The sequence below is a fragment of the Amycolatopsis sp. NBRC 101858 genome, assembly GCF_030269325.1.
In the GTDB taxonomy this organism is placed as follows: Bacteria; Actinomycetota; Actinomycetes; order Mycobacteriales; family Pseudonocardiaceae; genus Amycolatopsis; species Amycolatopsis ponsaeliensis.
In genome coordinates this window covers 190,282-216,942 of sequence record NZ_BSTD01000007.1, presented here as the reverse complement: position 1 = coordinate 216,942, position 26,661 = coordinate 190,282, and the positions used below count along the sequence as shown (strand labels likewise).

Here is a 26,661-nt window from a genome sequence, read left to right as displayed (position 1 = left end):
CACGAGCCGATCACGGAAAGCGTGCCAGAACCGGCTTCGACGCCGGGGCGGACGTCGTGGCCGACGACGCGCACGATTTCGCCGGTGACGCCGTGCTGGGCGAAGAATCCTAGCAGCTGGGCGGCGATCAGATCGCTGCTCGACTTCGCCGGTGACGGCTTGAGGGGCCACACCAGGGCCAGCGCGCGAAGACCTTGCGTCATCAGTACCTCCGTAATTGCGCGGGTTCCCCCTTGACCGCCGGTTGACCCCCGAGCGGGTATCCGGTCACGTCGCGCGCAGGAAATCGCCGATGGCCGTGGCCACTTCACCGGGCGCCTGCTCGGCCTGGTGGTGTCCGGAATGGACGTCCACGCCACGCAGATCCCCGGCGACCCAGGGCCGCCAGATGGCGAGCGGGTCGCCGTGGATGTCGATGTCGTCCTCGGTCGCGGCGAGCAGCAGCGTCGGGCACCGGACCTGGCGGCCCGCGGCGCGGTCGGCTTCCTCGTGGGCGCGGTCAACGCGCAGTCCGGCGCGGTAGTCCTCGCACATCCCGTGGACGACGGCGGGATCGTGCAGCGCCGCCCACACGTCGGCGTGGTTGGCTTCGCCCATCTCCTGCGGCCCGGGGGTGCGGTACCAGGCGTCGGGGTCGGTGTTGATGATGCGCTCGGCGGGTTTGTCGGTCTGGGCGAGGAACCACCAGTGCCACCAGCTGCGGACGAAGTCCTCGTTGAGCCGTTCGAGATGTTCGGTGATGGGCAGCCCGTCCATCACCACGAGCCGGTCGACGACATCGGGGTGGTCCATCGCGGTGCGGAAGGCGACGAGCGCGCCGCGGTCGTGGCCGACGATCGAGAACCGGTCGTGCCCGAGGCGCCGCAGGAGGGCGACGACGTCGCCGGCCATCGCTCGCTTGGACGACTGCGCGTGCTCGGGTTCGTCCGGCGGCAGCGTGGAACATCCATAGCCCCGCAGGTCGGGGCAGACGACGAAGTGGTCGTCCGCCAGTCGCGGCGCGACGCGATGCCAGGTGGTGTGCGTCCGGGGATGACCGTGGACCAGGACGACGGGGGTGCCCGATCCGCCGTGCCGAACCCGAAGCCGAACGGGTCCGATGTCGACGGTCTCGTGTGTGAAGCCTTCGAACACGTTCACTCCCTTCCGCGGAGGCCGGCGTGTGCGAGCGGCCTCGTGGGGCGGGTACCCAGTTCTTCCGGTGGATCACCCTCAGAGCCAGGCCGGCCAGGACGGAGATCCCGGCGAGCAGCTGCGCTACGTAGTCCCCGGCCTGACCGGAGTGCGCGCGGTGCAGGATGTCCAGCGCGCCGATCACGGCCCTGGGCAGGCGCCGGCGTGACTACAGGGCCGTGGTCGTCGCGCCGGCGGTGAGTACCACCGTCACCGCCGCCGTTACGATCGGAATCGCGGCGGAGCGGTCGCGGTTCGGGTTGCGCTGAACGCTCCCGAGCCGATCCGCATGTGCCGGGCAGCGATTGGGCTCGCTGGGCGCGGGTTTGTCCACTGTTCATGAACGACGAGGACGTCCGCGCCGAATTCGGCGCCTGCGTCACCATGACCGCCACCGAGCTGCGTGAATGGCTGCATACCGACGAGTCGAAACGCTCCGGGCAGCACAAGCATGGTGAGTCGACCGGACACCAGTCCGGGCGCCGCACCGTCGCCATCCTCGACACCAAGAAAGCCGACCTGAACGAGCAGGCTACGAGCACATGCGCACCGTCGTCGCTACCTCCACCGGCACCTGGCGCAGCGCCCCGCCGGCGACGTGCGGAAGACGACTTGGCGGCACTCGCTGATGAACTGGGGCCACGACCCGCTGAAAGCGTCCTGATCGCGCTGGACCGTGTCCGCGATTAACCGGCGAGAAGCCCACGCGTGGATCGGCCACGCGCCGTCAGGACGCTCGCGGGCCGGTGCAGTGGGTGGCGGAGGCGGTCAGGACCATCCTCACTCTGCTGACCTGAAACCCCGCACCCGCAGCCGGACGAGCGCCGGTAACCGCTCTTGCCTGAGGATCGACCAGTACCTCCGTCCCCATCGGAGTAGCTAGCTAATCGACAGCGAAACCTTGGTCCTCGCGGAAAGCCAGTCAGCTGCGGTGTCGTTGTCGCGCACGACATCATGTGCCTTGGCCAGCGTCGCGGCGATCGGCGGCGCGCCTGCAGCTGGGTGCGCTGCCTGAGATCGGCAGCAGCTTGTTGACGCTGCCGGCGGCGAGCACCGGCCGGTCTTACCCGATCCGGTGCTCGTCGTCCTCGGGGGTGGGTGTAGGTCGCGGCGTGGTCATCGAAGTCGACCACGGTTGCCTTGGCGAGTAGCAGCCGGACGCCGGGCTGTGCCTGCGGGATCGACACGGTCACCGCCGGGGTCGAGAATCCCGGCCGACACCTCGGACAGCAGGCAGAGGAAGTAGTCGGTCGTGTTCACCACAAACGATGTCGACGTCCGGCGTTGCCTGTCGCAGCCTCTGTGCCGCGGGATACTCGTCGGACCCGCCGCCGACAGTCACGACACCCATTCACGTTTTCCTTCGGGCGCACAGCCGTCGTCGAGTGATTACCCGGCTCCTTCGGTGGTTACCCGGTCAGTGTGACTCGAAAATTTGTCCAAGGTGATCGTGTCCGGTGGGACGCCGGCAACGAAAGCTCCGTCGGCACGGTTGAAGACGTGATCACGGGCGAGACCGAAGCCGGTGGCCGGCATGTCAAGGCGTCGAAAGAAGAGCCGCAGTACCTGGTGCGCAGCGAGAAGACCGGCAGGACGGCAGTACATCACCCCGACAAGATTCACCCGGTCTGAGCGCGCTAGGTGTGGTGGCGCCGCAGCTGGGTAACCGGGTCGCTACCGCCACACCGAGAAGCAGATGATGGCCGAATATCGGCACACCGCGACCGCCGACATCCCCGCCGACGAGTTGTACGCCTTCCTCGGCCATCCGGAGAACCTGCCGCGGTACTTTCCGCAGATGAAGGTCGCCGAGCCACGGTTTCGGCTTGCTCACCCGCGTCCTCACCGCGCGCGGCGATCAGGTGGACGCACCTGCACGCGAGTGAGTAACGGTCTTTCGACACGACCACTGATGATCTGACGGGCTGCTGCCCTGCCTTTGCCCCGGCCGTCCAGGCGGTCGCCGGCGGCGGGATGTTCCACCCGCTTACCCACGCTGCGGGAGGACGCAGAACTCGTTGCCCTCCGGGTCGGCGAGTACTGTGAAGCGTTCCGCCGGGTCGTCGGTGAGTACCCGGGCTCCGAGCGCGACCAGCCGCTCGATCTTGGCATCCTGGTCGAGTTCGGTGGGAGCAATGTCGATGTGCACGCGGTTCTTCACTTGTTTGTTCTCGCCGACAGGCTGGAACAACAGCGGCACTTCGCCGTCGCGACCGAGTTCGACGTATGTCAGTCCGTGGCCGTCTTGCCAGCGTTGGATCTGGGGATAGCCGAGCGTCCGCCCCCAGAAATCGGCCAGTTGCTCGGCGTCGTGGCAGTCGACAGTGACGGCGATGATCCGGGCGTTCATGCCGACGGGGTACCCTGGGAGTGGGAGATCGACACGGCGTCCGCCAGTGATCAGCCGTAGGGCGATCTCGCCGCGCTGGCCTCAGCCCGGAACGACGTGCGCCAAGGCTGGTCGCGTTCGTCAACGTCCTTTCATCGTCATACTGGTGCTGCTCGACGCCAAGCAGCCGCCGTTGTGGCTGGTCTTCCGCCACGCGCGGGACCGGCAACCACCGCTGTCAGCGGACGAGACCGCATTCCCGCACGGCAACGCGAATGGGTCGACGCCGGGGTGGATTTCGCCGGTGGCACGAGATTGAGCGCTCGGGGCCCGGCAGCCACGTACACCGGGGACGGGCGGGCCAGCCAGAAGGTCATCCGCTCGTCGACCAGCACCCGGCCTCCGGGCAGCGGGGCCTGCTGGATCACCCGCCAGCTCTGGTCGCCGGTCTCGCGTTCGTGGTGGACGGCCGAGTTGCCGGACAGGACGAGCAGTGTGGGCAGCCACGGGCGCAGGTGGTCGACGACGGCGACGGCGTGCGCCTGGTCGGAGACGCCGATGTGGACGTGGCAGCTACAAGTTTCGTAGTCGGCCAGGACCCGGCGGTAGGTGTCGCCGATCGCGCGGTGGCGCGGCCCGACGGCAAGCCGGGGGTGGGCTCCCGGCCAGCGGAGGTGTCCCGGCCGGGACGATCAGCGCGCCCCTCCCGCGCCGCATCGGCCAGCGCCTCGCGGTGGGCCGTCAGTGCCCGGGCGACGTCGCGCAGGTCGGTGAGGACTCCGGTCGTCGCTTCGACTTGCGACTGATACAGCTCGGGCTGGAGTCGAGCCAAGATTCTCCGCCGCCCGAGGTACGGGTCGCCGTGTCTGGGCGTCGAGGACAAGGAACTCAGCTTCGACGCCCACGGTGACGCCGGCGGTCACCGTCCGATCCGTTCCGCCGGCATGAACCCGTTTGGGACGGGGTATTCGCGGCCGGTGACCGACGACACTGACAACCCCGTGACCATCACCCCGTACGAAGACGGGCCGCTGCTGGTGCGCGGCGAGTTCGAGATCCGCTCAGCAGACGGCGAAGTCATCGATCCCGGCCGCAGTGTCGTGGCGCTGTGCCGGTGCGGCCTTTCCGCTGTGAAGCCGTTCTGCGACGGTACTCACAAGGTCCGCGGTTTCCGCGCGCCCTCCGGCGACCGCCGCTGAGGGCGGTTCCGGTCGAAGCGACGACCGGCCTTCTTCCCACTGCCGCAGCAAAGTCCGGCCGAATTCGGCTTCCACCGCCAGCCCGCACGCCGCGCCGAAGAGGACATCGGCCGCGGCGGCGGGGTTCTCCCGCGCGAAGGAGCCACATAAGTCGTGGGCGGCGATCTGTTCGTGAACCGCGTCGGCTTCGACGTGCTCGTCGAAGAACCGGGTCGCCGTCGTATCGCCGCCAAGGCGGCGCAACCCGTTGCCGTAACGGCGGTTCGGCAGCGATGAGGTCATCTCGAACGCCGCCAGGTGCCCGAGAGAGGCTCCGAGCCAGCGGCGGTGGAAACCGAACAGGGACATGAGGTTGCTCACGGCGAGGGTTACCGCCGGGACGCGATCGACGTAGGCGCCATAGCCGTCGTCCAGTCCGAGTGATCGCATCGTGGCGCGAAAGAGCTCGGAGTGCATCCGTTCGAGGCGGCCTTGCCCGTATTCATCGGCTTGGATCTCGATCAAAGCGGCCTTGGCCGCCCCCGATAGCCGCGGAATGGCCCAGCTGTGCGGATCGGCTTCCTTGAGGTGGTACACCGATCGGTGCGTGACGAACTCGCGGAACTGCTCGCCGGAGGCGCGACGCTGCAGGAACTTCGCCAGCGGTGGGCCTTCGTCGGCCCGAACGAGGTCGGCTAAGGTCCGCGCCACGGCGTCGGGCTCCACCGGGATCGGTGCCACGAGGTCCTGGAGGCCTTTCGCCCAACGGTCTTCCAGCTGCCGGCGCAGGCCGGTGACGAACGGTGCGTCCTCCCAGCCGGCATCGACGTCGTCGAAGCCGCGGTAGCTCAGCTCGTAGCAGATCCACAGGGTCAGCTGGAGGTCGTCGTCGTGAAGGACGGGAAGGCCGGTGCCTGCCGGGACTGGGGCGACGGCCACTTCGTCGGGCTCGCTGCGGAGCCGGGCAGTGAGCGCGGAGCTCACCGGTCCGCGATGGTGAGGCAAACGCATGGATCCTCCTGGAGTACTGGAGGCTCCGAGTACCCCACCTGAGCCGCTTCACTCCACTGTCGACTCGAGCTCTCAAGCCGGGTTGGTGGACGCGGCCAGGTAGCTCAGGTGGGTGCAGTGCGCGCCGAGTTCGCGAGAATTGCATCGAGCTCAGCCAGACCGGCTGCGGTGCGGATGCTCGGCGCATCGAGAAGCCCGATGCGGTTATCGTCCTCGCGCAACGCCCCGATGAACCGGGTAACGCGGGCGGGGGACGGGGTGATGGTGGCGCCGCCGAGGTAGCGGACGACGATGAGGTCCTCGCCGGAGTGTGTTTCGAGGGCGGCGGCCCAGCCGTGCGTTTCGTCCCACAGCAGCGCAACGTCGTGGTCGGGGTATCCGGGCAGGCGCTCGTCGAGGGCGACGTACGCCGAGACGGGGGTGTCGGGGTCGATGGTGCAGGATTCCAGGCCGATGCCGAGCGCGTTCGTGACATCGGCGAGGTAGCCCCGCAGCCTGAGGAGGGCGGGGTGGCCGGCCGGGATGTGCAGCGATGCGGTCACGGGTGGTGCCTTTCATGCGCGGGCGCCCCTGCGCAGGACCGGCCCGGGTTGCCGGTCCTGCGCGGGACGGGGCCGTCAGGCCTGGATTTCCTTTCGGTCGGACTGGGTGCCGGTGATGTCGATGCGGCGCGGCTTGGCCTTTTCGGCGACCGGGATGCGCAGGGTCAGCACGCCGGCCTCGTAGTCGGCCGCGATGCGGTCGGCGTCGAGGGTGTCGCCGAGGAACAGCTGGCGGGAGAAGACGCCGAGGGGGCGTTCGGAGACCTGCATCTGCACGTCGCCGCCGCCGGGGAGGGGCCGTCGTTCGGCCTTGACGGTCAGGACGTTGCGCTCGATGTCGAGCTCGATGGCGTCCTTGGTGACGCCGGGCAGGTCGAAGCAGACGACGAACTCGTCGCCGGCGCGATAGGCATCCATCGGCATCGCGGCCGGCTTCGACCAGGTGCCGGGGCCGCCGAAGACCTGCTGGGCGAAGCGGTCCAGCTCGCGGAACGGGTCGGTGCGCATCAACATCGTTCTCCTCCTGTTCGCCGTTCGGGGTCGTCAACACGCACTACGTTTCTAACATGTCGTCGAAACGATGACAAGTAGTGAGTCGTCGAAGGGATGACAGATGGCTGGCCCGGCTCAAGTGGCGCGGAACGTGCAGGAGGTGGTCGCCGCGCTCCGGCGCGGCGACATGGCGTCCGAGGACCTGCTGGGGACGCTGGCCGCGTTGTGATCGGTGCGGGAGCAGCTCGCCGGGTGGTGCGGAGTTGGGCCGTCGTGGCTCCGGTGCTGGGGGGTGACGAGCCGGCAGGCGGCGGAGCGGCGGGTCCTGGGCCTGCAGCCGTCGGTGACGGGACGAAGCGACCGGGGAGGCCTGGGTCGACGCCGAGCGCGATCGGCTCGCGGGGGACCGCGCGGTGGCGAACTGGGCTCGGCGCAACGTGTCAGTGCTGCGGCAGTTGGCGGGGCAGGTCAGCGCGTTGGAAGGCCTGGACGCGGCGGCGGCTCGCGAGAGTGCCGGCCGGCTTGGCGTGGCCTTGGGCGAGGACGACGTCACCACCCTGCTGTCTCCGCTGGCCGCGGTGCGGGGGCATCTTCAGCGTGAATCACGCGGGGCCGGCCGATCGGCTCGGCGACATCGGCGAGGAGACGGCGCGGCTGCGCCGGACGCTGCCGGGCACCGTGCGCAGGCACGGCACTTAACCCTGAGGCGACCTCCGCGAGCCCATCCGTGGCCAAGCTCATGGGGGAACTCGGCGGGCTGCGGGATGGATCGGAGGCCTGGGGCCTCGCTCGCCTGGTTGAGGTGGATCAGGCCGGGTATTCCCGCACGGACTACGAGGAGGCTGCCATGTCGATTGACGCGATTGTGCTGCTCAAAGAGGATCACCGGAAAGTCGAGAAGCTGTTCAAGCAGTTCGAGAAGGCGGGCGGCAAAGCGTTCAAGGAGAAGCGGAAGCTCGTCGACGCGATGATCGAGGAGCTGACGACCCACACCTACATCGAAGAAGAGATCTTCTACCCGGTCGCCAAGGAAGCCGTCCCGGAAACGCGCGACCACGTGCTGGAAAGCGTCGAAGAACACCACGTGATGGTGTGGTTGATGGCCGAGTTGCGAGATCTGGACCCGCAGGACGAGACGTTCGACGCGAAAGTCACCGTGCTCACCGAAAACGTGCGTCACCACGTTGAGGAAGAAGAGGACGAGTGGTTCCCGGAGGTGCGCAAGGCGCTGGGCCGCAAGCGACTGCAGGAGGTGGGGCAGCGCATGCTCGACGCCCGCCCGGACGCGCCCGACGATCCTCTGAAGATCGCCAGCGCGCACGCCTGAAGGATCGCCGGTTGAACCGGGCGGTGGGCGGGAAACCGGTGAGCCGGTTCCGCCCCCGAAAGGAGCGCCATGAAAGCAGTGACCTGGCACGGCAAGCGCGACGTCCGCGTCGAAGACGTGCCGGACCCCAAGATCGAGGAATCCACCGACGCCGTCATCCGCGTCACCTCGACCGGGATCTGCGGCTCCGACCTGCACCTGTACGAAGTGCTCGGCGCGTTCATGACCGAAGGCGACATCCTCGGCCACGAGCCGATGGGCGTCGTCGAGGAGGTCGGGGACGCCGTCACCGGGATCAAACCAGGGGACCGCGTCGTGATCCCGTTCAACATCTCCTGCGGGCACTGCTGGATGTGCGAACGCGGCCTCCAGTCGCAGTGCGAAACCACGCAGGTCAAGGAGCAGGGCAAGGGCGCCGCGCTGCTCGGCTACACCAAGCTCTACGGCCAGGTCCCGGGCGGCCAGGCCGAATACCTGCGCGTCCCGCAGGCGCAGTACGGCCCGATCAAGGTGCCGGACGGCCCGCCGGACGAGAGGTTCGTCTACCTCTCCGACGTCGTGCCCACCGCGTGGCAGGCCGTCGAGTACGCCAACGTCCCGGAGGACGGCACCGTCGTCGTCTTCGGCCTCGGGCCCATCGGGCAGATGAGCTGCCGCATCGCGCGGCACCGCGGCGCCGGCCAGGTGATCGGCGTCGACCTCGTACCCGAACGGCTCGCCCGCGCCCGCGAGCACGGCGCCACCGCGATCGACACCCGCGACCACAAAGACGTCGGCAACACCATCCGCCAGCTGACGAGCGGCCGCGGCGCGGACTCGGTCATCGACGCCGTCGGCATGGAAGCCCACGGTGCTCCGGTCGGCAAGCTCGCGCACAACCTCGTCAACCTGCTCCCGCAGCAGCTCGGCGCCAAGATCACCGAGAAGGCCGGCATCGACCGCCTGAGCGTGCTCTACGCGGCCATCGACAGCGTCCGCCGCGGCGGCACGATCTCGCTGTCCGGCGTCTACGGCGGCATGGTCGACCCGATGCCGATGATGGAATTGTTCGACAAGCAGGTTCAGCTGCGGATGGGGCAGGCCAACGTCCGGCACTGGCTCGAGGCCATCATGCCGGTGCTCACCGCGGACGGCGACCCACTCGGCGTCGAGGGCTTCGCCACGCACAAGCTTCCGCTGGCCGACGCGCCCCGCGCGTACGAGATCTTCCAGAAGAAGCTCGACGGCGCCCAGAAGGTCCTGCTGCAGCCGTAAACCCCGGGAGGAATCCGACGTTGCGAGCCGTCACCTCGCTGCCCCACGCGATCACCGAGACCGACCACGTCCGGATCCCGGTGTCCGACGGAACCGTCCTGTCCGCCCGCATCTGGCGGCCGGTCTCCTCGGACACCGAACCGGTCCCGGCGATCCTCGAGTACATCCCCTACCGCAAGGGCGACCTGACCGCGCCGCGCGACTCGATCCATCACCCTTACCTCGCCGGCCACGGGTACGCCTGCGTCCGGGTGGACATCCGTGGCACCGGCGAGTCCGAGGGCGTGCTGGAAGACGAATACCTCGAACGCGAGCAGCTCGACGCCGAGGACGTCCTGGAGTGGATCGCCGCGCAGCCGTGGTGCACCGGCGACACCGGGATGATGGGGATCTCCTGGGGCGCGTTCGCGGCCCTGCAGGTCGCGGCCCGGAAACCGCCGAGCCTGCGGGCGATCGTGATCTCGTCGTTCACCGACGACCGCTTCGCCGACGACATGCACTACATGGGCGGCTGCCTGCTCTCGGACAACGTCGCAGAATCCGGCACGATGTTCGCCTACGCCACGCTGCCACCGGACCCGGCCGTCGTGGGCGAGCGATGGCACGAAATGTGGCGGGAGCGGCTGGAGAACTGCAGCCTGTGGATCGAAAACTGGCTCGCCCACCAGCGCCGCGACGACTACTGGCGGCACGCGTCGGTCTGCGGGAACTACAGCGACGTCCAGGTGCCGGTGCTCGCCTCGAGCGGCTGGGCCGACGGCTACTCCAACGCCGTCATCCGGCTGCTCGCCCACCTCGACGTCCCGCGCCGCGGGCTGATCGGGCCGTGGTCGCACAAATACCCGCACCTCGGCGAACCGGGGCCGGCCATCGGCTACCTGCAGGAAGTCGTGACATGGTGGGACCACTGGCTCCGCGGCGTCGACAACGACGCCATGGACGGGCCGATGCTGCGGACGTGGATGAAGGAAAGCGTCCCGCCCTCGACATCCTACGAGGACCGGCCCGGCCGCTGGGTGGGCGAAGCCACCTGGCCGTCACCGCACGTGAAGCCGACCGAGCTGCCGCTGGCCCCGCACCGCCTCGCTCGATCCGGGGAGGCAGTGCAGGACCACGTCCTGACGGTGTCGTCGCCGCTGTCGGTCGGACAGTTCTCCGGCAAGTGGGCCTCCTACAGCGCCCCGCCCGACCTGCCCTACGACCAGCGCGAAGAGGACGGCGGCTCGCTGGTCTTCGACACCGACGTGCTCACCGAGCGCTGCGAAATCCTCGGCTCACCGAAGGTGCGCCTCGAAGTCTCGGCCGACCAGCCGATCGCGATGATCGCGGCACGGCTATCGGACGTCGCACCGGACGAGCGGGCCACGCGCGTCACCTACGGCCTGCTCAAACCTGACCCACCGCGACGGCCACGACGAGCCCGCGCCGATGGCACCCGGTGAGCGCTGCACGGTCGAGATCGAGCTGAACGCCGTGGCGCAGGCTTTCCCAGCGGGACACCGGATCCGGCTCTCTCTGTCCACTTCGTACTGGCCGCTGGCGTGGCCGCCACCGAAGCCGGTGATGCTGTCCGTCCACATGGGACACAGCCGGCTCGGGCTGCCGGTGCGCCCGGTAAGCGAACCCGACGAGCTGCCGGCCCGGCCGTTCGGCGAGCCCGAAGGCACACCGCCGATCCCGGTGACCGCGCTGACGCCAGGCGAGCAGCGCTGGACCGTCTCCCGGGACCTCGTCGACTACCACTCCGCGCTGGACATCGTGAAGAACGCTGGCACGGTGCGCTTCGACGACCTCGACCTGGAGGTCACCCGCGACGTCCGGGAGCGCTACAGCTGGATCGCCGACGACTTCTGTTCGCCGGTCGCCGAGACCGAATGGTCGGTCACGTTCACCCGCGGCGAGTGGCAGGCGCGCAGCGAGACCCGCACCCGGGTGTCGTGCACGGACACCGAGTTCGTCGTCGACGCCCGGCTCGACGGTTACGACGGCGCCCGGCGGATCGTCTCCCGCAACTGGCACCGGCGGATTCCGCGCGACCTCGTCTAGTTTCGCCGCCGCCACACCGGGTAAGCACCGAGGTGTGCGGATCGTGATCACCGGAGCTACCGGCAATGTCGGAACAGCCCTGCTCGACACCCTCGAACCCGGCCATGACGTCGTCGGATTGGCTCGCCGGCTGCCCGACACGACGGCCGAGCCTTACCGCGTCGCGGGGTGGCGCGCCGTCGACATCGGGGAGCCCGGTGCTGACCGTGAGCTGACTGACCTGTTCGAGGGCGCCGACGCCGTCGTCCACCTCGCGTGGGCGATCTCGCCGGTCCGCGGCGACCCGCCGATGTGGCAGACCAATGACCACGGCACCCGGCACGTCCTGGCCGCAGTCGCGGCCGCTCGCGTGCCCCACCTGGTCGTCGCCTCTTCCGTGGCCGCCTACGGGCTGGCGCCGCGCTGGGAGAAGGTGCCCGAGGCGCATCCCTGCACCGGGATCGCGGGCAGCGCCTACAGCCGGGGCAAGGCCGCGCTGGAGACCCTGCTCGGCCGGTTCGAGCAGCACCACCCGGAAGTGCGCGTCGCGCGACTGCGGCCGTGCGCGATCTTGCACCGCCGCGCCGCCGGGGAGTTCGCGCGCTGGCTGCTCGACCCCCTGGTGCCCGCGGGACTCGTCGGCGGCCGCGGACTGCCGGTTCCGCTGTGGAGGGATTTGCGCGCGCAGATCGTGCACACCTCCGACGTCGCCGAGGCGATCCGGCTGATCCTCGACGCCCGGTTCGGCGGCCCGGTCAACCTCGCCGCGCCCGAGATCCTGGACGCCGACGCGCTGGCCGCGGTCCTCGGCGGCGTCCGCGTGCCGGTCCCGAAGCCGCTGGTGCAGGTCGCGGCCCGGGCCGCGTGGTGGACCGGCGTGCTGCCGCTGCACCCGGGCTGGCTCGAGCTCGCCGACCAGGCCGCGCTCGCCGACACTGCGGTGGCGGAGACCGAGCTGGGCTGGCGACCTCGGTACGACGCCGCGTCCGCGCTCGCGGAGCTGGTCACCGGGCTCCGGTCCGGTGCGGGGGCGTCGAGCGCGCCGTTGACTCCGCCGCGCCGCGACGGGACCTTGGCCCGGCTCCGCTCCCTTACCCGGATCGGGCCGAGCCGCCAGTCGCAGTCTTGAGCTCCGGAGGCCGCCAGTGATTCCGTTGTGACCGGGCGCTTCGCCTGGAGCTACGGGCCCGAGTGTCCGCTTTTCGCCCGGGTGTGCTTTCCGGTCGACAGGTCCGCCAACCGGGCCAAAGACTCCGTGTTGCGCGGTTTGATCAGAAGCGACTGCACGGACGCGGGCAGCACCTTGCCCGGGCCGCGGACGATGTGCTCGGTCCACATCGGACGAGAGAACTCGCGGGTTGTCGCACACGCCGGCGCTACACAGCCGGAAGACCTCCGATAACCAACCGACCGAAAGGGATCGGTACCGCTATGACCACCACTCCGCCGTCACCGACCGACGAGCCCACCGTTCCGCTGTCCCGCACATTCATCGACGCGCTCGACAGCAGCCCGCCCACCGGTACGCAGACAGACTTCGGAGAGCTGCGGGTGTCGGTGTGGGCAACCGCGCAGACCTCGCCGGCCGCGCAGCGCAAGGGCCGGTATGTGCCGGAGTCGACCGCGCATCCGGCCAAGATGCTGCCCGCCGTCGCCGCGCACGCCATCGAGCATTACACCAAGGCGGGGGAGGTGGTGCTGGATCCGATGTGCGGGATCGGCACCACGCTGGTCGAGGCGATCGACCTCGGACGCCGTGCGGTCGGCGTCGAGTACGAGCCGCACTGGGTCGGCATCGCTCGTGCAAACCTGCGCTTCGCGCGCAAGCGCGGGCACGGCCACGACGGGCAGGTCGTCCACGGCGACGCCCGCCAGCTCGAGACGCTGCTGCCGGCCGAGTACGTCGGCCAGGTCGCGCTGGTCGTCACCTCACCGCCCTACGGCTCGTCGGTGCACGGCCTGGTCAGCACAAACCGTGAAGCCGGCGTCGACAAGGTCAGCAAGCGCCACTACCGCTACGGCAGCGCGCTCGACCGCGGCAACCTCGCGAACATCGGCCACCACCGCCTGCTGACCGGCTTCACCCGCATCCTCACCGCATGCGCCCGCATCCTGCGCCCAGGCGGCCACGTCGCGATCACAGTTCGGCCCTGGCGCGAACACGCCGAGCTGATCGACTTGCCCTCCCAGATCATCTCCTGCGGCGCCGCTGCCGGCCTGATCCCAGTCGAACGGTGCGTCGCCCTCCTCGCCCGCGTGGCCGAGACCGAGCTGGTCCCGCGCGGTAGCTTTTTCCAACGCGACTTCGTTCGCAAACAGCGCGAAGCCGGCCTGCCACTACACCTGATCGCACACGAAGATGTGATCGTTCTGCGTGCAGCTGACTTGACCCAGAGCGTACGCGAGGTCCACCACGAGGATGGCGCAATCTCGCCAGGCCGCTGGGCGGCATGAAGTTCGGGCAAGCGCGGGCTGCCGCGCAGCCGATCTACGAGGTAGGTCGGCCGAGGAGAGGACCGGCGATCCGATCGCGGCCATCGGGCGCGCCGCCGCGTTTCCTCCGACAGGCCAAAGCGCAGAGCCTGGTGAATCGCGGTCCGTTGTCGCGTTCGCACGGCGGGAGCACTGTCGGCAGGCGCTTGGCGATGCGCCTTGGTGCTGCTGGCATTCCTGCGACGATCATGGCCGACTGCCGACCCGGCAGTGGAGAGTGAGGTCGGGGAGCAGTCTGCGTCGGCTCAGGCCGTCTTGATGGTTCCGCCGTCGATGATGTGGTTGGCCCCGGTGATGTTTCCGGCAACGTCGGACAGGAGGAACGCGACGAGGGCGGCGACTTCTTCGGGTTCGGTGGCGCGGCCGGTGGAGACGTTCTGGGCTGCCACCATGCCCTGGACCAGTTCGGCCAGGCTCTGGCCGGATGCGGCGGCCCAGCGGGCGACCTGGCCGTCAGGGTCGGTGTAGACGGACGTGTTGACCAGTCCGGGGGAAATGGTGTTCACGCGGACGCCTCGGGGAGCGAATTCTTCGGCCAGGGACTTGCCGAGTGCGGTGAGTGCCGCCTTGGCCGAGCTCATGGCGACCGGGAAGCCTCCGGGCGTCAGAGCGAGGATGGAGGAGATGTTGACGATCGCTCCGCGGCGCTCGATGATGCTGGGCAGGGCTGCGCGGGTGGCTCGGACCGTGGCGAGCACGTTGAGGTCGAGCAAGCGTACGAGTTCGCGAACCGCAGCGACGCGGCGCTGGACCTGTTCCCCGACGGGCACGTGCGGGTCCGGCACGGCAGCGGCGACGCCGGCACGGGGCAGAACACGATCCTCGCGCAGATCGCGGCGCACGAACTCGGCGTGCACCTCGCGGACGTCGAAGTGTTGTCGATGGACAGCGAGAAGACGCCGTTCGAGCTGGGCGCCTGGTCCTCCCGTGGCACGCACATGACCGGCTCCTCGGTCGGCCAGGCGGCGCGAGAGTTCGCCGAACGCCTTCGCGCGCTAGCGGCCGAAAAGCTGGGTGTCGCGGCCGCCGAGGTGACACTCGCGGGTGGGCAGGCCGTCGGCGGAGACGAGGCGGTCGATCTCGGCGACCTGGTGACGCTGTCCGGGGAATCCCTGCTCAGCCACGAAACGAGCTACGTCCTCGAAGGCACGGAACCCCTCAGCCCCGACAAGGATACCGCGAACCTCTCGCCCAGCTACGCCTTCGCGGCGCACGGCGTGACGGTCGAGGTCGACCGCCGCACCGGCGCAGTGCGGGTGACCGACTACGTGGCCGCCCACGACGTCGGCACGGCCATCAACCCGATCGCGGTCGAGGGGCAGATCATCGGTGGCACCGCGATGGGGATCGGCGCCGCGCTCGGCGAGGAGCTGATCCGCGAAGGCGGGCGGATCGTGAACGACACCTACCTGCATTACGCGCTGCCTCGCAACGCAGACCTGCCCTCGATCCGCGCGGTGATCGTGAACGGGAACGACAAGAACGGTCCGTACGGCGCGAAGAGCGTCGGCGAGATGTCGATCATCCCGCCGGGCGCCGCCATCGCGAACGCCGTGTCCGACGCGATCGGCGTGCGGATCCGCGAGCTTCCGATCACCCCGGACAAGGGATGACTGCGCTGGGCGGCGGCGGGCGGTGGCACCGGTTGTGGCGCAGGCCCGACCGGTGGTGGATCGCGGCGATCCGGTGGGCCTACCCGCGCGGGTTGCACTGGGCACTGGACACCTACGGCACCCGGCTCGGCGCGGCTTACCGGGCGCGACGCCGTCCGGCCGCGCCGGAACCCGAGGTACGCGTGCCCGGCACGGTCGCCGAGGCGACCGCGATGCTGGCCGCACCGGAAACGGCGGTGCTCGGCGGGGCCACGGACCTGCCGGTCGAACGGCGCCGTCAGGCACATCCCGCGCGGGTGCTGGTGGCCGTATCCGCGGTGACCGGGTTGCGGGGGATCGAGCGGACACCGGACGGGCTGCGCATCGGCGCCGCGACGACCTTGAGCGAACTGGCCGCACACCGGGAGATCCCGGCGGCGATAGCGGCGGCAGTGGGCACGATCGCGTCGCCGCAGATCCGCAGCGCCGCGACCGTCGGCGGGAACCTGGTGCAGGAAAAGCGCTGCTGGTTCTTCCGGAACGGCTTCGACTGCTACAAACGCAACGGCGCGACCAGCCCCTGCTACGCGGTGCCTGGCGACCACCGGTTCCAGCACGCGGCGGTGGACGGGCACCGGTGCCAGGCGGTGACCCCGTCGGACCTCGCGACCGTCCTGCTCGCCTATGACGCCGTGGTCGAACTGCCCGGCCGAACGGTGCCGATGGCGGAGTTCTACACCGGACCGGGCGAGACGGTGCTGCGTCCGGACGGCGGTCGAGCAGCTCAACGGCGAACGCCCGGGTGGGTGAGCCGCTCGTTTCACCGGTACTGGAGGAGGAGCGGCTCACGTTCCAGCGGCGCGGCGAAGTGGTGCGGCCGGCGCACTCGTACTGTCCGCATCGCTCCGCGTGTCGTTGACCTGGGACGAGTCGAGTGGACGTGGCACTGTGTGGTCCTTCGGCACGCTCATGCGCGGGCCGACCCCGGTGAGAGCGGCGATCATGCCCTACACCGTCGGGTCCGTCGAACCGGCGTGGTCCGGCTTCGGTGCGTCGGCGTCGTGCGCTGGCGTGCTGGGTCTGGGTCGTGTTTCGCGTCGCCACAGCTCTTCGGTCAGCTGCGTGATCGCCTTGTCCCGGTGTCGCCGGTAGGTGTTGAACGACAGGTGCAGGGAGTCCGCGACGCGCTCCTGAACGCCGGCCGGTCGCAGGAACGTACGATCGAGCAGCACGCGGAGTTCGGGCTTCAGCGTGCCGACGGCCTCGTCGAGCAGATCCCGCAGGGTGTCGGCGGGCGTGCGTTCGACCCGTCCGTGCTGCCGGACCATGCGGGACTGCAGCAGCGGGTTCGACCGCAGGAGTTCCGGCGTGTGCAAGGTGCGCAGGGCCGAGCGGACGGCGTCGGTGAACTCCGGCTGGGACAGCACTGCTTCGTCGAGGACCTGCGCGGACGGCCGCGTCGGCACGCCCATCTGACAGGCGTGCAGCAGTTCCGTGTATTTCGCGATGCCGGTTCGGCGCCAGTCGTGCGCGAACACCGGGAACCGCGACCCGCCGACGGTGTAGCCGGCTTCGTCAGCGGCCCAGAAGTCGAGAGATTCCATCGAGGACGTCCACAGCTCCCCGTCATCGAAGGCGCCCACGAAGCTCCAGGCTGTGTCGTCGCCGATCAGGAGAATGTCCAGAATCTGCCACGCGACGAACAGCGTCAGCGACGGTGACGGGCGTTGCCCGTGGTCGCGGTCGAGGAAGAAGCGCCAGGCTCGGACCTGTTCACCGGCGCGCGGCGGCCCGTACTTCGACGCGTACGCCCACATCGCATCCGCGCCCGGATCCACACCGAGATCGGCCTCGGTCAGGTCCAGGCGCGCACCGTAACCGTGCGGTTCACCGGTCTTGGTGCGGAAGACGCGGAAGGCGTCCGGCCGGCGCTCCATCCAGTAAGCCACCAGTTCGGCTTGCTCACGCCCCTGCCACTGCGCGGTCATGGCGACGATCGACGACCGGTCACCGTCGTGCAGCCCGTCGGCGTAGGCCTGCATCGTCGGCGGCAGCGACGCCAGCGCGGTGTGCGGGGAACGAGTGCCGTTCAGCACGACGGTGAGCACCGCCAGGTCCAGCCGTTCGCGTTCGCTCGTCGTCGCCCGGACCTGGTCGTGGAACACCGCCAGTTTCCGGCGGTACAGCTCGGCGTACCGGGCGGGGTCGCGCCAGCGCAGGTCGGCGGTGATGGCGTCGCGGACCACGTCGTGCGGGTAGAGCCCGTACGGGGACTCTTCGATGAACGGCTGAGTCCGCAGCCAGGCGAACAACGCACCGGCATCACCGCCGGCCATCGAGCGCAGCAGGTCCTCGGTCGTGACGAGCAGCAGCGCGCACACGTCCAGCGCCGTGCGATGCCGGGTGCTCGGCACTTCGCCGAGCAGGTGCGTCAGCAATGCGCCCACCCCGCCGGGCAGGTCGGACAGGGCTCGCGGCGCGGCGCCGCGGCGCACGGCGTCCACCATCATCGACAGGGTGAGCGGGTGGCCGCGGCTGATCTTCAGCAGCCGGTCGTGCACGTCCCCGGGAACGTCCTGAGCGGTCAGGTAGGCGAGCCCGTCCTGTGAAGACAGGTTGCCGAGCGCGATGACCTGCGTCAGTTCCCGCCAGGCCGGGTCCGCGCGCCACCGCGGCCCGGGGCCTTGCCGCCCGGCGATCACCACCAGACAGGAGGCCGGGAGGGACGGCAGATAGTGCTCGCGGATCCAGTCGTCGAGCGGTTCCAGCAGTTCGTACGTGTCGATCAGCAGCACGGCGGGCGCGTCGGCGGCCGGGGCGGGCAGCGCTGTCTGCCCGAGGGTCAGGTGCCGGGCGTCGACCCGCACCGGGTCGAAGCCCTTCTCGGTGGCGATGTCGGCGAAGACGTCGAGCAAGGCGCTTTTGCCCACTCCGCCGGCCCCGTGCACGAAGAGCACGCCGGGCGCGCCCAGCGCGTTCCGGAACACGGCGATCTCGTCGGCCCGGCCCGTGAAAGACCGCCGCCGCAGCTCCCGCACGGTGTGTCCGAGTGAGGTCATGCACCCGACTGTATCCATATCCATCGCCGGTGCCCGCCAGGATGGGCACCAGGTGGGCACCGGACGGGCTGGTGATCGCAGGCCGATGCGGTGACGATCTTGCTGCGCGCCTGTCGTTCTCCACGGGCGATCCCACCGAAAAGGACATCATCATGGACCTCGACCCCGCCGGCTTCCCGAGCAACTGGGGGCGCTGGGGTGACACCGATCAGCTCGGCACCGTCAACCTGATCACCGCGGAGGCCCGCGCGCGTGGTGCCGCACAGGTGCGGACGGGATCGGCGGTCTCACTGGCCCGGGAGACCCCGACGGCGCCGCTGATGGGCGGGCCGGCGGCCGCCCTGCAGGCGGACAGCACGGGAGTGCAGACCATCATGTCGTTCACCGGCTCGCCGCCGCTGGCGATGGCCGAGCTGATGCTCGTCACGACGCACCATCCCGAGGTCACGCACCTGGATGCGGTGTCGCACATGGTCATGGACGGGCAGGTCTATCCTGGGATCGCGCAGGTGGAGAGCTCCGGGCCCGCGGGAGTGACCCACGGCGCGGCGGATGTGTTCGCCGACGGGATCGTGACCCGGGGTGTCCTGCTCGATCTGGCCCCGGACGGCAAGCTGCCCGACGGGCATGCGGTCACGGCCGATGACCTCGAAGCCGCGGAGGAGCGTGAGGGCGTCGTGGTGCAGTCGGGTGACGCCCTGGTGGTGCGGGCCGGCTGGGACCGGGTTCCCGATCACGGCCGGGCGTTGCCGGGGATGACCTCGGGAGCGGTCCGGTGGATGCACGACCGCGGGATCGCCGTCTACGCCGGAGACATCGGCGATGCGTCCCCGCCGCTCAAGGACGACGTCCCTGGCGCGCTGCATCGGCTGGGGCTCGGCCGTCTCGGCCTTGTGCTGGTCGACGGCGCCCGCAGTGAGGAACTCGTCGCCGTCTGCGAAGAGCAAAGCCGGTACACGTTCCTGTTCGTGGCCGCGGTTCCCCGCATCCTCGGTACCACCGGTCTACCGGTAAACCCGCTGGCCATCTTCTGAGCTCGAGTTCTTACTACGCCGCGATCGTGAGTTCTGGGTGCGGTTACTGCGCGGAACATGAAAAGGCGGAAGTCCGCGCGGCCGCGGCTGTCCATCCCCCGCGGGAGCCATTCGGTGCTCACTCGTAGGTGATGTGCTCGTTCGTGTGCGGCTCTACGTTTGGGTCCTCGCCGAAAATACTTGGCCTGGTCGCGAGAACCTCGTGCACGGTCTCGTCCCCGCCAAGCTTGCCATTTCGATTCTTCGTCATGGCCGGAGACGTCATCCGATCGGCAAACCTGGACAAAGGACGAGTTCATGAGCACTTGGGGCAAGCAAGCACGCACGGTACGGATAGCGCGGTGGAGCGCCACACACCCGTGGTGGGCGATCGGTCTGTGGATCCTGTTCGTCGTGCTGTGCTTCGTTGTGGGCGGTGCAGTCGGAACCAACCAGGCGAAGGAAAGCGACACGCAGGTTGGCGAATCCGGTCGGGCGGTGGCGATGGTGCAGGCCGGGAAATTCGACCGCCCCGCCAAGGAGAACGTCCTGATCACGGCGCGATCGGGGAAGCTGGACACGAGTGCCGCACGCGCCGCCGCTCAGGACGTGCGCAACCGCCTGGGCACCCGCCCCGAGGCCGTGCAGGTGGGAGACCCGGTGACGGCGCACGACGGCTCGGCGCTGCTGATCCCGCTGGCCGTCAGCGGCAACCCGGACACCGCGGCAGACCGGATCCAGCCGCTGCTCGACCAGGTGGAAGCGGCGCAGCGGGATCACCCGCAGCTGCGCATCGAGGAGGTCGGCGGCGTCTCGTTGAACCGGGGGATCAACGCGGCCGTCGGTCAGGACCTGGGCACTGCAGAGCTGCTGAGCCTGCCGGTCACGCTGCTGATCATGCTCATCGCGTTCGGGGCCGTCATCGCTGCCGGCGTGCCCGTGCTGCTGGCGATCTCGGCAGTGGGGTCGGCAACGGGTCTGTCCGCTCTGTCGTCCCACGTGATCCCGTCCGTCGGATCGGTCGACAGCGTCATCCTGCTGATGGGCATGGCGGTCGGGGTGGACTATTCGCTGTTCTACCTGAAACGTGAGCGCGAGGAGCGGCAGCGGCTCGATGGCCGTCCGGGCAGCAAGATCGCGGTTGTCGAGATCGCCGCGGCCACCGCGGGGCACACGGTCGTCGTCTCCGGGATCGCCGTGATCGTCTCGATGGCGGCGCTCTACCTGGCCGGTGACACCGTGTTCTCGTCCCTCGCCACCGGCTCGATCATCGTGGTGGCGGTGGCCATGCTCGGTTCGCTGACGGTGCTGCCGGCGCTGCTGGCCAAACTCGGTTCGCGGCTGGACCGCCCGCGGGTGCCGGTGCTGTGGCGCCTGACCAACCGGCAGGGCACGCCCCGGCTGTGGCCCGCACTGCTGAGGCCGGCGGTGAACCGCCCCGGTGTGACACTGCTCGTTTCCACCTTGGCCATGATCGCACTGGCACTTCCCGCGCTGAACCTGACGCTGCGGGCACCGAGCCCGGACATCCTGCCGCGGTCGGTCCCCGTCGTGCAGGCATTGGATCGCTTGACCCATGCCTTTCCCGGTGAAGGCGCGAACCACACGATCGCCGCGGAGGCGCCCCCCGAGCGGGCTCCCGAGGTGCGCGCGGCGCTGGAAGCCTTGGTCCAATACACCAAGGCGGACCCGCTGTTCGCCAGCGGCTCCGCGTCCGCCGTGCGGACCTCCGCGGACGGCCGGGTGAGCACTGTCGACCTGGTGACTCCGCACGACCAGAACGCGCCCGAGGCGGTGCGGTCATTGTCGGTGCTGCGTGAGGACCTGCTGCCCGTGACGGTCGGCCTGATACCCGGAGTCTCGTACGCGGTGGGCGGCGACGTCGCCGGTAACGTCGACAGCCAGCAGAATCAGGCCGACACGCTGCCGTGGGTCATCGGGGCCGTTCTGCTGCTGACGTTCCTGGTCATGATGATCACGTTCCGGTCGGTCGTGCTGGCGCTGTCGACAGTGTTGCTCAACGCGCTGTCGGCGGGGGCCGCGTTCGGGATGCTGACCGCGGTCTTCCAGCACCACTGGGCGGAGTCCCTGCTGGGATTCCGGTCCACCGGCGCGATCGTGTCGTGGGTTCCGCTGTTCGTTTTCGTGGTTCTGGTTGGGTTGTCGATGGACTACCACGTTTTCGTGGTGAGCCGGATCCGGGAAGCGGCTCAGCGTGGCATGCCGACCCGCGAGGCGGTCCGCCACGGGATCACGAACTCCGCCGGTGTCGTCACCAGCGCCGCCATCGTGATGGTGTCGGTCTTCTCGGTGTTCGTCACCCTCAGCATGATCGACCTGAAGGAAGTCGGGTTCGGGCTCGCCGCTGCCGTGCTGCTGGACGCCGTGATCATCCGGGTGCTGGTGCTGCCGTCCCTCATGGCCTTGCTGGGACAGGCCAACTGGTGGCCGTCCAAGGTGGGGCCCGGCGCCCGGCCGCGACGGAATGGTGGAGTCGTGCCAGGGGCACGGCCGGCGACACCAGTGGATCACCCGCGGCCGAAGGCGGTCCGGACAACGGTCTACATGGTCGTGAGCTGGTTCTTCCGGACAACGCAGTTCGTTCTGATCGTCACCGGCGTCGCGGTGGGTGTGGCGACAGCCGTGGTAGGCATCGGCATCCCGGTCCTGCTGGCGACCGCGAGCTTCGTCCGCTGGTCCGGTGATCGCGAGCGAGGCTGGGTCCGGACGATGCTCGACGTCTCTCCGGCACCGGCGCGGCGGCGCGCGGCCAGCGGCCTGCCGCCCGCCCGGCGGTGGCTGACCCATCTCACCGACCCTTCGATGTGGCGCGAACTGGCCTACCTGGTGCTGGCGTTCCCGCTGGCATCCGTCGAGCTGGGGGTTGCGCTGATCGCGATCGTGCTTTCGCCGATCGGCGCCTGGGTGATGCCCCGGCTCGGTTGGCTCCACGGCCAGCTCGCGATCGCCCTGCTGGGCCGGGAACCCTCCGCACCGATTGAAACGCCTGCGGACGAATTTGCCACAGGGGACGACCGTGAGACTCGAACAGATGTCGTTGCCGGTTGAGTGTCCCGCCGGGACGGTGTGGTGCCGTCCCGGCAGGAAGGCCTCAGGCTATCCGGTCAGGACGCGGTCGCGCGGATTCCGGCCAGCACGATGTCGGTGACCCTTTCGGCCTCGTCGCGGGTGAACGGTCGGATACCCCGGTTGACATAGAGATGTACGGGGCCGGAGAGCAGTTCGGCGAGCAAGTACGCGTCGACGGCTGGCAGTTCACCTCGCGCGACGGCTTGCCCGATCCGTTGCTGGAGCGTGCCCACTCGCTGGTTGATGTACGTCTCGACGGTGGCCCGGATCTCCGAGCTGTCGTCCGCTGTCTGCAGAGCGTTCACGATCGCGCGCCCGGTCGGCGTGGACAAGCTCGCGGCGAGGGCGATGAGGAACTCCACCAGATCCCGGCGCAGCTCCCCGGTGTCCTTGATCGGAGCCTGCTGGTCGGCGAGTCGTACCAGGGCTTCACTGACGAGCTTTTCCCGGTCCGGCCAGTTCCGGTAAACGCTGGTCTTGTTCACGCCCGCGAGCGTTGCCACTTCGTCGTAGCGCAGCCCCGCGACGCCGCGCCGGGCGATGAGCTGCACCGCTGCGTCGAGGACTTGGGCGCGCACGCGAGCCGTGCGGCCTCCCGGCCGCTGCGCAGCCGGCTGCTCTGGGTGCTCGATCATCGATTGCCTCTCGTACCCCTTGTTCGGTGGGTCCGACGGTAGCTCACATCTTAAAGCAACAGAAAGTTGCATCAAGTGCTATGGTCTGCTCATGTCGGAGTCTCACTCGCGGATCCAGGTCGGCTCGGCCTCTGTCGCGTACGTGGAGTCGGGCAGGGGAGAGTCTGTGGTGCTCCTGCACGGTGGCGAAAGCAGCAAGCGTCAATACGACCTGTTCGCTCCGCTGCTGGGCGAAGGGATACGGGCGATCTCCTACGACCAGCGCGACGTCGGGGACACCGTGAACGGGCCGGAGCCCTACACCATGGCGACACTGGCCGAGGACTGCGCTGGCTTGATCGACGCACTCGGTTGCCGGCGTGCGCACCTGGTCGGTGCCTCGCTGGGCGGTGCGATCGCGATGAACGTCGCGCTCGACCACCCTGGACGGGTCGCGAGCCTAACGCTGATCTCCGCGCCGCCGACTGTCGAGGAGGCTCCTGGCGGTGTCGCCGAGAAGGTCATGGCCATGAGCCCCGGCGAGCGGGCGAAGTTCATGCTCGACGCGGTGATCTCACCGGAAGGCCGGCGTCGCGAGCCGGAGCTCGTGGAGCAAGTCCAGGCACTGCTCGGGGCGGGCGGAATCGGCGAGCGACGGCGGGACGCGATCCGGACCCACGACTGCGTCGACCGGCTCCACGAGATCGGTGCGCCGACCCTGGTGCTCAACGGGACCGACGATCCGCTGATGCCGGCTTCCACCGCGGAATCGGTCGCCGAGCGAATTCCGGGTGCGGTTCTCGAACTGCTCGAAGGAGGCCGGCACGGGCTCACGCTCGAACAGCGCGAGGTCACGGCGGGGCTGGTGCGGCGATTCGTGCTGAAACACGCATTCGCCGGCATCACGGTCAGCGGCGGGAGCCGGAGCGCAGGAGAGAAGTCGTGACCACGGTGCCGCCAAAGGAAGCCGGGTGGCCGCCGGCGCCCGGCGACACGTTGCTCTTCGAGAACGCGCGGGTACGCGTGTGGTCGATGACCCTCGAGCCGGGCGAGATGTTCGACTTCCACCAGCATCACCACGACCATGTGGTGATCTGGCCAGAAGCCGGCGTGTCCCAGGGGCAGGAGCTCGGAGACGAGCGCTGGGGCATCGTCCAGGACGCCGAGCCGGGGTTCGTACTCTACAAGACCGCAGGAACGGCCGAGCCGATGCGACCGCACCGGATTCGCAACGTGGGTGACAACGCGACGACGCATCTGATCGTCGAACTTCTCGAGCGGTCTCCAGACGAAGGCGAACTGCCCTGGGTTCACAACCGGCGCGGCAGTCTTCGTCGGGACGGATGAGTTGTCAGTCCATTGTGGATGAGGTACGCGCCAGTCCACGACGTCGGCCCTCCCGTACGTCGAACCTATACTCCGCTCATGCGCGAAAGAAGGCTTCGGTAGTGCCCGGGATGCAGTGGCTGGTCGAACGGTGGAAGGTCATCCCGGTCGGCAGGCGGGACGTCCTCCTGGCCGCGGTCGTGACGATTCTGTCCTTTACTCCCGGGTTCGCCGACAAGGGCGTCGTCTTCGACTCGCTCGCGACCACCCGCCCCGTCGATCTACCGGCGGTACTGCTGGTGCTGGGCCAGTGCTTGCCGCTCGTTCTGAGGAGCCGGGCGCCCGCGGTGTGTCTTTTGCTGGTGTCAGCGTGTTTCTTCGCCTATCAATGTCTCTCCTACCCGCCTTCGCTCGCGACGATCACGCTATATATCGCGCTGTGCAGCGCGGGCATGCTGCAGGCTCGTGGCCGGCAGATCACGGCGGTGCTCTGGACCGGTGGTTACGCGGGCTTGTCCGGCTTCCTGATCGCTCTCGGCAGTGAACTGCGGTCCATCGAATACGTGAACTTCTTCGTCCTGCCCGCGGGGTGCTGGTTGCTGGGCGCGTGGGGCCGGAGAAGGTTGATCGAGCAGGCTCAGTTCCAGCAGTGGCGGATGGAGTCGGCCATGAACGAGGAACGGGAGAACATCGCCCGGGAACTACACGATGTGGTGACCCACCACGTGACGGCGATGGTCATGCAGGCCGATGCGGCGCAGTACGTGGACCCGGCGGATCGCCAGAAGATCGAGGCCGGTTTGTCGGCGATCGGTACCACCGGCCGGCGCGCCTTGGCTGACCTGCGTGAACTACTGGGCCTGCTCAGTCCTGATCACGACGCACACGCGGTTCCCCGGTCGCCGACGGCAGGACGGATCGGCGAACTCGTCGAGCAGACCAGGCTCGCCGGGCAGCCGGTCGAGTACGTCGAGCACGGCTCGCCGCGGGTGATCGATGGTATCGCGGGACTAGCCGTGTACCGGGTGGTGCAGGAAGCGCTCACCAACGCACTCAAACATGCGCCGAACCGACGGACTCTCGTCAGCCTGACGTACCTTGTCTCCGGCGGGGTGACGGTCGAGGTGACGACTGACGGCGCCGGCGACGAGGTCCGCCGCGTCCCGCGGCTCACTTCTTCGGGGCGCGGCCTCGCCGGACTGCAACGACGCGTGCGCTTGGCGGCCGGCGAACTGACGACGAAACAGGAAACCGATGGAGGATTCGTGCTCCGTGCGACGCTGCCGACCCGGTCGGGTGATGCCGCGTGAGCGGTGGTCCCCGCACTCGCATTCTTGTCTGCGATGACCAGGCGTTGATGCGTACCGGCTACGTGACGATCTTGTCCGCGCAGGAAGACTTCGAGGTCGTGGGGGAGGCCGGCGACGGTATCGAAGCGGTGCGGCAGGCGCGGCGGCTGCGTCCTGACGTCGTCGTCGTGGACGTCCGGATGCCCAGGCTGGACGGCATCGAAGCGACCAGGCAGATCGCCGGGCCTGATGCCGCCGACCAGGTCAAGGTGCTGGTGGTGACGACGTTCAACCTCGACGAGTACGTCTTCGAGGCCTTGCGTGCCGGCGCGAGCGGGTTCCTGCTCAAGGACACACCTCCGGGCGATGTGATCGCGGGGGTCCGGACGATCGCGGCCGGGAACGCGTTGCTGGCGCCGGAGGTGACCCGGCAGTTGATCGGCCGATTCGGACGGCGGATCCGGGACGACGGCGCGAAGGCCAAGCTTGCCGAGGATGCCCTGTCCGGCTTGACCGCACGCGAGGTCGAAGTTCTGCGCCTGATCGCGCTGGGAATGTCCAACTCCGAAATCGCGAGCACTCTTTTCCTGGGCCGTGAAACGGTGAAGACATATGTGTCACGGATTCTCGCCAAGCTCGAGTTGCGGGACCGTGTCCAGGCCGTCGTCCTCGCCCACCGACTCGGAATCGTCTCCGTCGACTCCTGAAGTCGCTGGTTCCCGATTGTTCGCGAGCCTGTCCATCCCCCTGGAGAGCTACCCGGCGCTCACCGGCGGGTGATGTAGCGGCCCCTCTTGTGCTTCTACCGTTCGTGTCATCACCGGTTGTTGGCCGGTATTGGCGGAAGCGGAGAA

Annotated in this window: 21 protein-coding genes and 5 pseudogenes; 17 read left to right on the top strand and 9 right to left on the bottom strand. The window is 69.0% G+C overall.

Annotated elements, in window-relative coordinates:
• Positions 1-267: 267 nt before the first annotated feature.
• Positions 268-1,134, bottom strand: a complete 867-nt coding sequence (locus QSK39_RS44480) for an alpha/beta fold hydrolase (RefSeq protein WP_285483843.1) — start codon at positions 1,132-1,134, stop codon at positions 268-270.
• Positions 1,135-1,512: 378 nt separating this feature from the next.
• Here QSK39_RS44480 and QSK39_RS44475 point away from each other — a divergent pair.
• Both QSK39_RS44475 and QSK39_RS44470 read left to right on the top strand, forming a co-directional pair.
• Positions 1,513-1,837, top strand: a pseudogene (locus QSK39_RS44475) (DUF3140 domain-containing protein).
• 758 nt (positions 1,838-2,595) lie between these two features.
• Positions 2,596-2,805, top strand: a complete 210-nt coding sequence (locus tag QSK39_RS44470; protein WP_285483841.1) for a hypervirulence associated TUDOR domain-containing protein — start codon at positions 2,596-2,598, stop codon at positions 2,803-2,805.
• Positions 2,806-3,160: 355 nt separating this feature from the next.
• On the opposite strand, the gene QSK39_RS44465 is transcribed toward QSK39_RS44470, so the two are convergent.
• Complete coding sequence (locus QSK39_RS44465; protein ID WP_285483840.1) at positions 3,161-3,523, bottom strand: VOC family protein; 363 nt, start codon at positions 3,521-3,523, stop codon at positions 3,161-3,163.
• 145 nt (positions 3,524-3,668) lie between these two features.
• Here QSK39_RS44465 and QSK39_RS44460 point away from each other — a divergent pair, with 145 nt between their 5' ends.
• Positions 3,669-3,821: a hypothetical protein gene (locus QSK39_RS44460; protein ID WP_285483839.1), complete on the top strand. Its 153-nt coding sequence runs from the start codon at positions 3,669-3,671 to the stop codon at positions 3,819-3,821.
• 121 nt (positions 3,822-3,942) lie between these two features.
• Here the strand turns inward: QSK39_RS44460 and QSK39_RS44455 are convergent.
• Positions 3,943-4,161: pseudogene (locus QSK39_RS44455) on the bottom strand (glutamate-cysteine ligase family protein); the annotation flags it as partial.
• A gap of 285 nt (positions 4,162-4,446) precedes the next feature.
• Between QSK39_RS44455 and QSK39_RS44450 the strand changes: the two are divergent.
• A pseudogene (locus tag QSK39_RS44450) lies at positions 4,447-4,602 on the top strand (hypothetical protein); the annotation flags it as partial.
• On the opposite strand, the gene QSK39_RS44445 reads toward QSK39_RS44450, so the two are convergent.
• The 3 genes from QSK39_RS44445 to QSK39_RS44435 all read right to left on the bottom strand — a co-directional run bounded on the left by QSK39_RS44445 (position 4,564) and on the right by QSK39_RS44435 (position 6,746).
• Positions 4,564-5,664 carry an iron-containing redox enzyme family protein gene (locus QSK39_RS44445; RefSeq protein ID WP_285483838.1) on the bottom strand — a complete coding sequence of 367 codons (1,101 nt, stop codon included), beginning with the start codon at positions 5,662-5,664 and terminating at the stop codon, positions 4,564-4,566. The pseudogene QSK39_RS44450 and the gene QSK39_RS44445 overlap by 39 nt on opposite strands.
• A 131-nt stretch (positions 5,665-5,795) precedes the next feature.
• Complete coding sequence (locus QSK39_RS44440) at positions 5,796-6,233, bottom strand: DUF6292 family protein (RefSeq protein WP_285483837.1); 438 nt, start codon at positions 6,231-6,233, stop codon at positions 5,796-5,798.
• 75 nt (positions 6,234-6,308) lie between these two features.
• A complete protein-coding gene (locus QSK39_RS44435) occupies positions 6,309-6,746 on the bottom strand; it encodes an Hsp20/alpha crystallin family protein (RefSeq protein ID WP_285483836.1) in 438 nt (145 codons plus the stop codon).
• A 706-nt stretch (positions 6,747-7,452) separates the two neighbouring features.
• Here QSK39_RS44435 and QSK39_RS44430 point away from each other — a divergent pair.
• The 5 genes and pseudogenes from QSK39_RS44430 to QSK39_RS44410 all read left to right on the top strand — a co-directional run bounded on the left by QSK39_RS44430 (position 7,453) and on the right by QSK39_RS44410 (position 13,785).
• Positions 7,453-8,052, top strand: coding sequence for a hemerythrin domain-containing protein (locus QSK39_RS44430; RefSeq protein WP_285483835.1), 600 nt, complete (start codon positions 7,453-7,455; stop codon positions 8,050-8,052).
• Positions 8,053-8,121: 69 nt separating this feature from the next.
• On the top strand, positions 8,122-9,306 hold the full coding sequence (locus tag QSK39_RS44425; RefSeq protein WP_285483834.1) for a zinc-dependent alcohol dehydrogenase: 1,185 nt from the start codon (positions 8,122-8,124) through the stop codon (positions 9,304-9,306).
• Positions 9,307-9,326: 20 nt separating this feature from the next.
• Positions 9,327-11,352: pseudogene (locus QSK39_RS44420) on the top strand (CocE/NonD family hydrolase).
• Positions 11,353-11,386: 34 nt separating this feature from the next.
• A complete protein-coding gene (locus QSK39_RS44415) occupies positions 11,387-12,460 on the top strand; it encodes an NAD-dependent epimerase/dehydratase family protein (RefSeq protein ID WP_285483833.1) in 1,074 nt (357 codons plus the stop codon).
• A gap of 302 nt (positions 12,461-12,762) precedes the next feature.
• Entirely contained in the window at positions 12,763-13,785 is a 1,023-nt protein-coding gene (locus tag QSK39_RS44410; protein WP_285483832.1) for a TRM11 family SAM-dependent methyltransferase, read from the top strand.
• 284 nt (positions 13,786-14,069) lie between these two features.
• Here the strand turns inward: QSK39_RS44410 and QSK39_RS44405 are convergent, their stop codons facing one another.
• A complete protein-coding gene (locus QSK39_RS44405) occupies positions 14,070-14,681 on the bottom strand; it encodes an SDR family oxidoreductase (protein WP_285483831.1) in 612 nt (203 codons plus the stop codon).
• On the opposite strand from QSK39_RS44405, the gene QSK39_RS44400 reads away from it, so the two are divergent.
• Both QSK39_RS44400 and QSK39_RS53180 read left to right on the top strand, forming a co-directional pair.
• Positions 14,595-15,437: a xanthine dehydrogenase family protein molybdopterin-binding subunit gene (locus QSK39_RS44400; RefSeq protein ID WP_285483830.1), complete on the top strand. Its 843-nt coding sequence runs from the start codon at positions 14,595-14,597 to the stop codon at positions 15,435-15,437. The two genes, QSK39_RS44405 and QSK39_RS44400, sit on opposite strands and share 87 nt — an antisense overlap.
• A pseudogene (locus QSK39_RS53180) lies at positions 15,434-16,174 on the top strand (FAD binding domain-containing protein); the annotation flags it as partial. The gene QSK39_RS44400 and the pseudogene QSK39_RS53180, both read left to right, overlap by 4 nt.
• A 249-nt stretch (positions 16,175-16,423) precedes the next feature.
• Here the strand turns inward: QSK39_RS53180 and QSK39_RS44395 are convergent.
• Entirely contained in the window at positions 16,424-18,475 is a 2,052-nt protein-coding gene (locus tag QSK39_RS44395) for an ATP-binding protein (protein ID WP_285483829.1), read from the bottom strand.
• 29 nt (positions 18,476-18,504) lie between these two features.
• On the opposite strand from QSK39_RS44395, the gene QSK39_RS44390 reads away from it, so the two are divergent.
• Both QSK39_RS44390 and QSK39_RS44385 read left to right on the top strand, forming a co-directional pair.
• A complete protein-coding gene (locus QSK39_RS44390; RefSeq protein WP_285483828.1) occupies positions 18,505-19,509 on the top strand; it encodes a cyclase family protein in 1,005 nt (334 codons plus the stop codon).
• Positions 19,510-19,806: 297 nt separating this feature from the next.
• Positions 19,807-22,557 carry an MMPL family transporter gene (locus tag QSK39_RS44385; protein ID WP_285483827.1) on the top strand — a complete coding sequence of 917 codons (2,751 nt, stop codon included), beginning with the start codon at positions 19,807-19,809 and terminating at the stop codon, positions 22,555-22,557.
• A 56-nt stretch (positions 22,558-22,613) separates the two neighbouring features.
• Here QSK39_RS44385 and QSK39_RS44380 read toward each other — a convergent pair whose 3' ends face one another.
• Positions 22,614-23,213: a TetR/AcrR family transcriptional regulator gene (locus QSK39_RS44380; protein WP_285483826.1), complete on the bottom strand. Its 600-nt coding sequence runs from the start codon at positions 23,211-23,213 to the stop codon at positions 22,614-22,616.
• 166 nt (positions 23,214-23,379) lie between these two features.
• Here QSK39_RS44380 and QSK39_RS44375 point away from each other — a divergent pair, with 166 nt between their 5' ends.
• The 4 genes from QSK39_RS44375 to QSK39_RS44360 all read left to right on the top strand — a co-directional run bounded on the left by QSK39_RS44375 (position 23,380) and on the right by QSK39_RS44360 (position 26,514).
• On the top strand, positions 23,380-24,138 hold the full coding sequence (locus QSK39_RS44375; RefSeq protein WP_285483825.1) for an alpha/beta fold hydrolase: 759 nt from the start codon (positions 23,380-23,382) through the stop codon (positions 24,136-24,138).
• Positions 24,135-24,539, top strand: coding sequence for a hypothetical protein (locus QSK39_RS44370; RefSeq protein WP_285483824.1), 405 nt, complete (start codon positions 24,135-24,137; stop codon positions 24,537-24,539). Before QSK39_RS44375 ends, QSK39_RS44370 begins: the two co-directional genes overlap by 4 nt.
• 110 nt (positions 24,540-24,649) lie before the next feature.
• Positions 24,650-25,828 (top strand): sensor histidine kinase, encoded by a 1,179-nt coding sequence (locus QSK39_RS44365; protein ID WP_285483823.1) that lies wholly within the window; start codon positions 24,650-24,652, stop codon positions 25,826-25,828.
• Entirely contained in the window at positions 25,825-26,514 is a 690-nt protein-coding gene (locus QSK39_RS44360) for a response regulator (RefSeq protein WP_285483822.1), read from the top strand. Before QSK39_RS44365 ends, QSK39_RS44360 begins: the two co-directional genes overlap by 4 nt.
• Positions 26,515-26,661 lie beyond the last annotated feature (147 nt).

Coding starts and splice junctions, on each gene's coding strand:
- QSK39_RS44465 (WP_285483840.1), bottom strand. CDS start 3,523: ATGAACGCCCGGATCATCGCCGTCACTGTCGACTGCCACGACGCCGAG.
- QSK39_RS44380 (WP_285483826.1), bottom strand. CDS start 23,213: ATGATCGAGCACCCAGAGCAGCCGGCTGCGCAGCGGCCGGGAGGCCGC.
- QSK39_RS44410 (WP_285483832.1), top strand. CDS start 12,763: ATGACCACCACTCCGCCGTCACCGACCGACGAGCCCACCGTTCCGCTG.
- QSK39_RS44435 (WP_285483836.1), bottom strand. CDS start 6,746: ATGTTGATGCGCACCGACCCGTTCCGCGAGCTGGACCGCTTCGCCCAG.
- QSK39_RS44385 (WP_285483827.1), top strand. CDS start 19,807: ATGAGCACTTGGGGCAAGCAAGCACGCACGGTACGGATAGCGCGGTGG.
- QSK39_RS44365 (WP_285483823.1), top strand. CDS start 24,650: ATGCAGTGGCTGGTCGAACGGTGGAAGGTCATCCCGGTCGGCAGGCGG.
- QSK39_RS44425 (WP_285483834.1), top strand. CDS start 8,122: ATGAAAGCAGTGACCTGGCACGGCAAGCGCGACGTCCGCGTCGAAGAC.
- QSK39_RS44395 (WP_285483829.1), bottom strand. CDS start 18,475: ATGACCTCACTCGGACACACCGTGCGGGAGCTGCGGCGGCGGTCTTTC.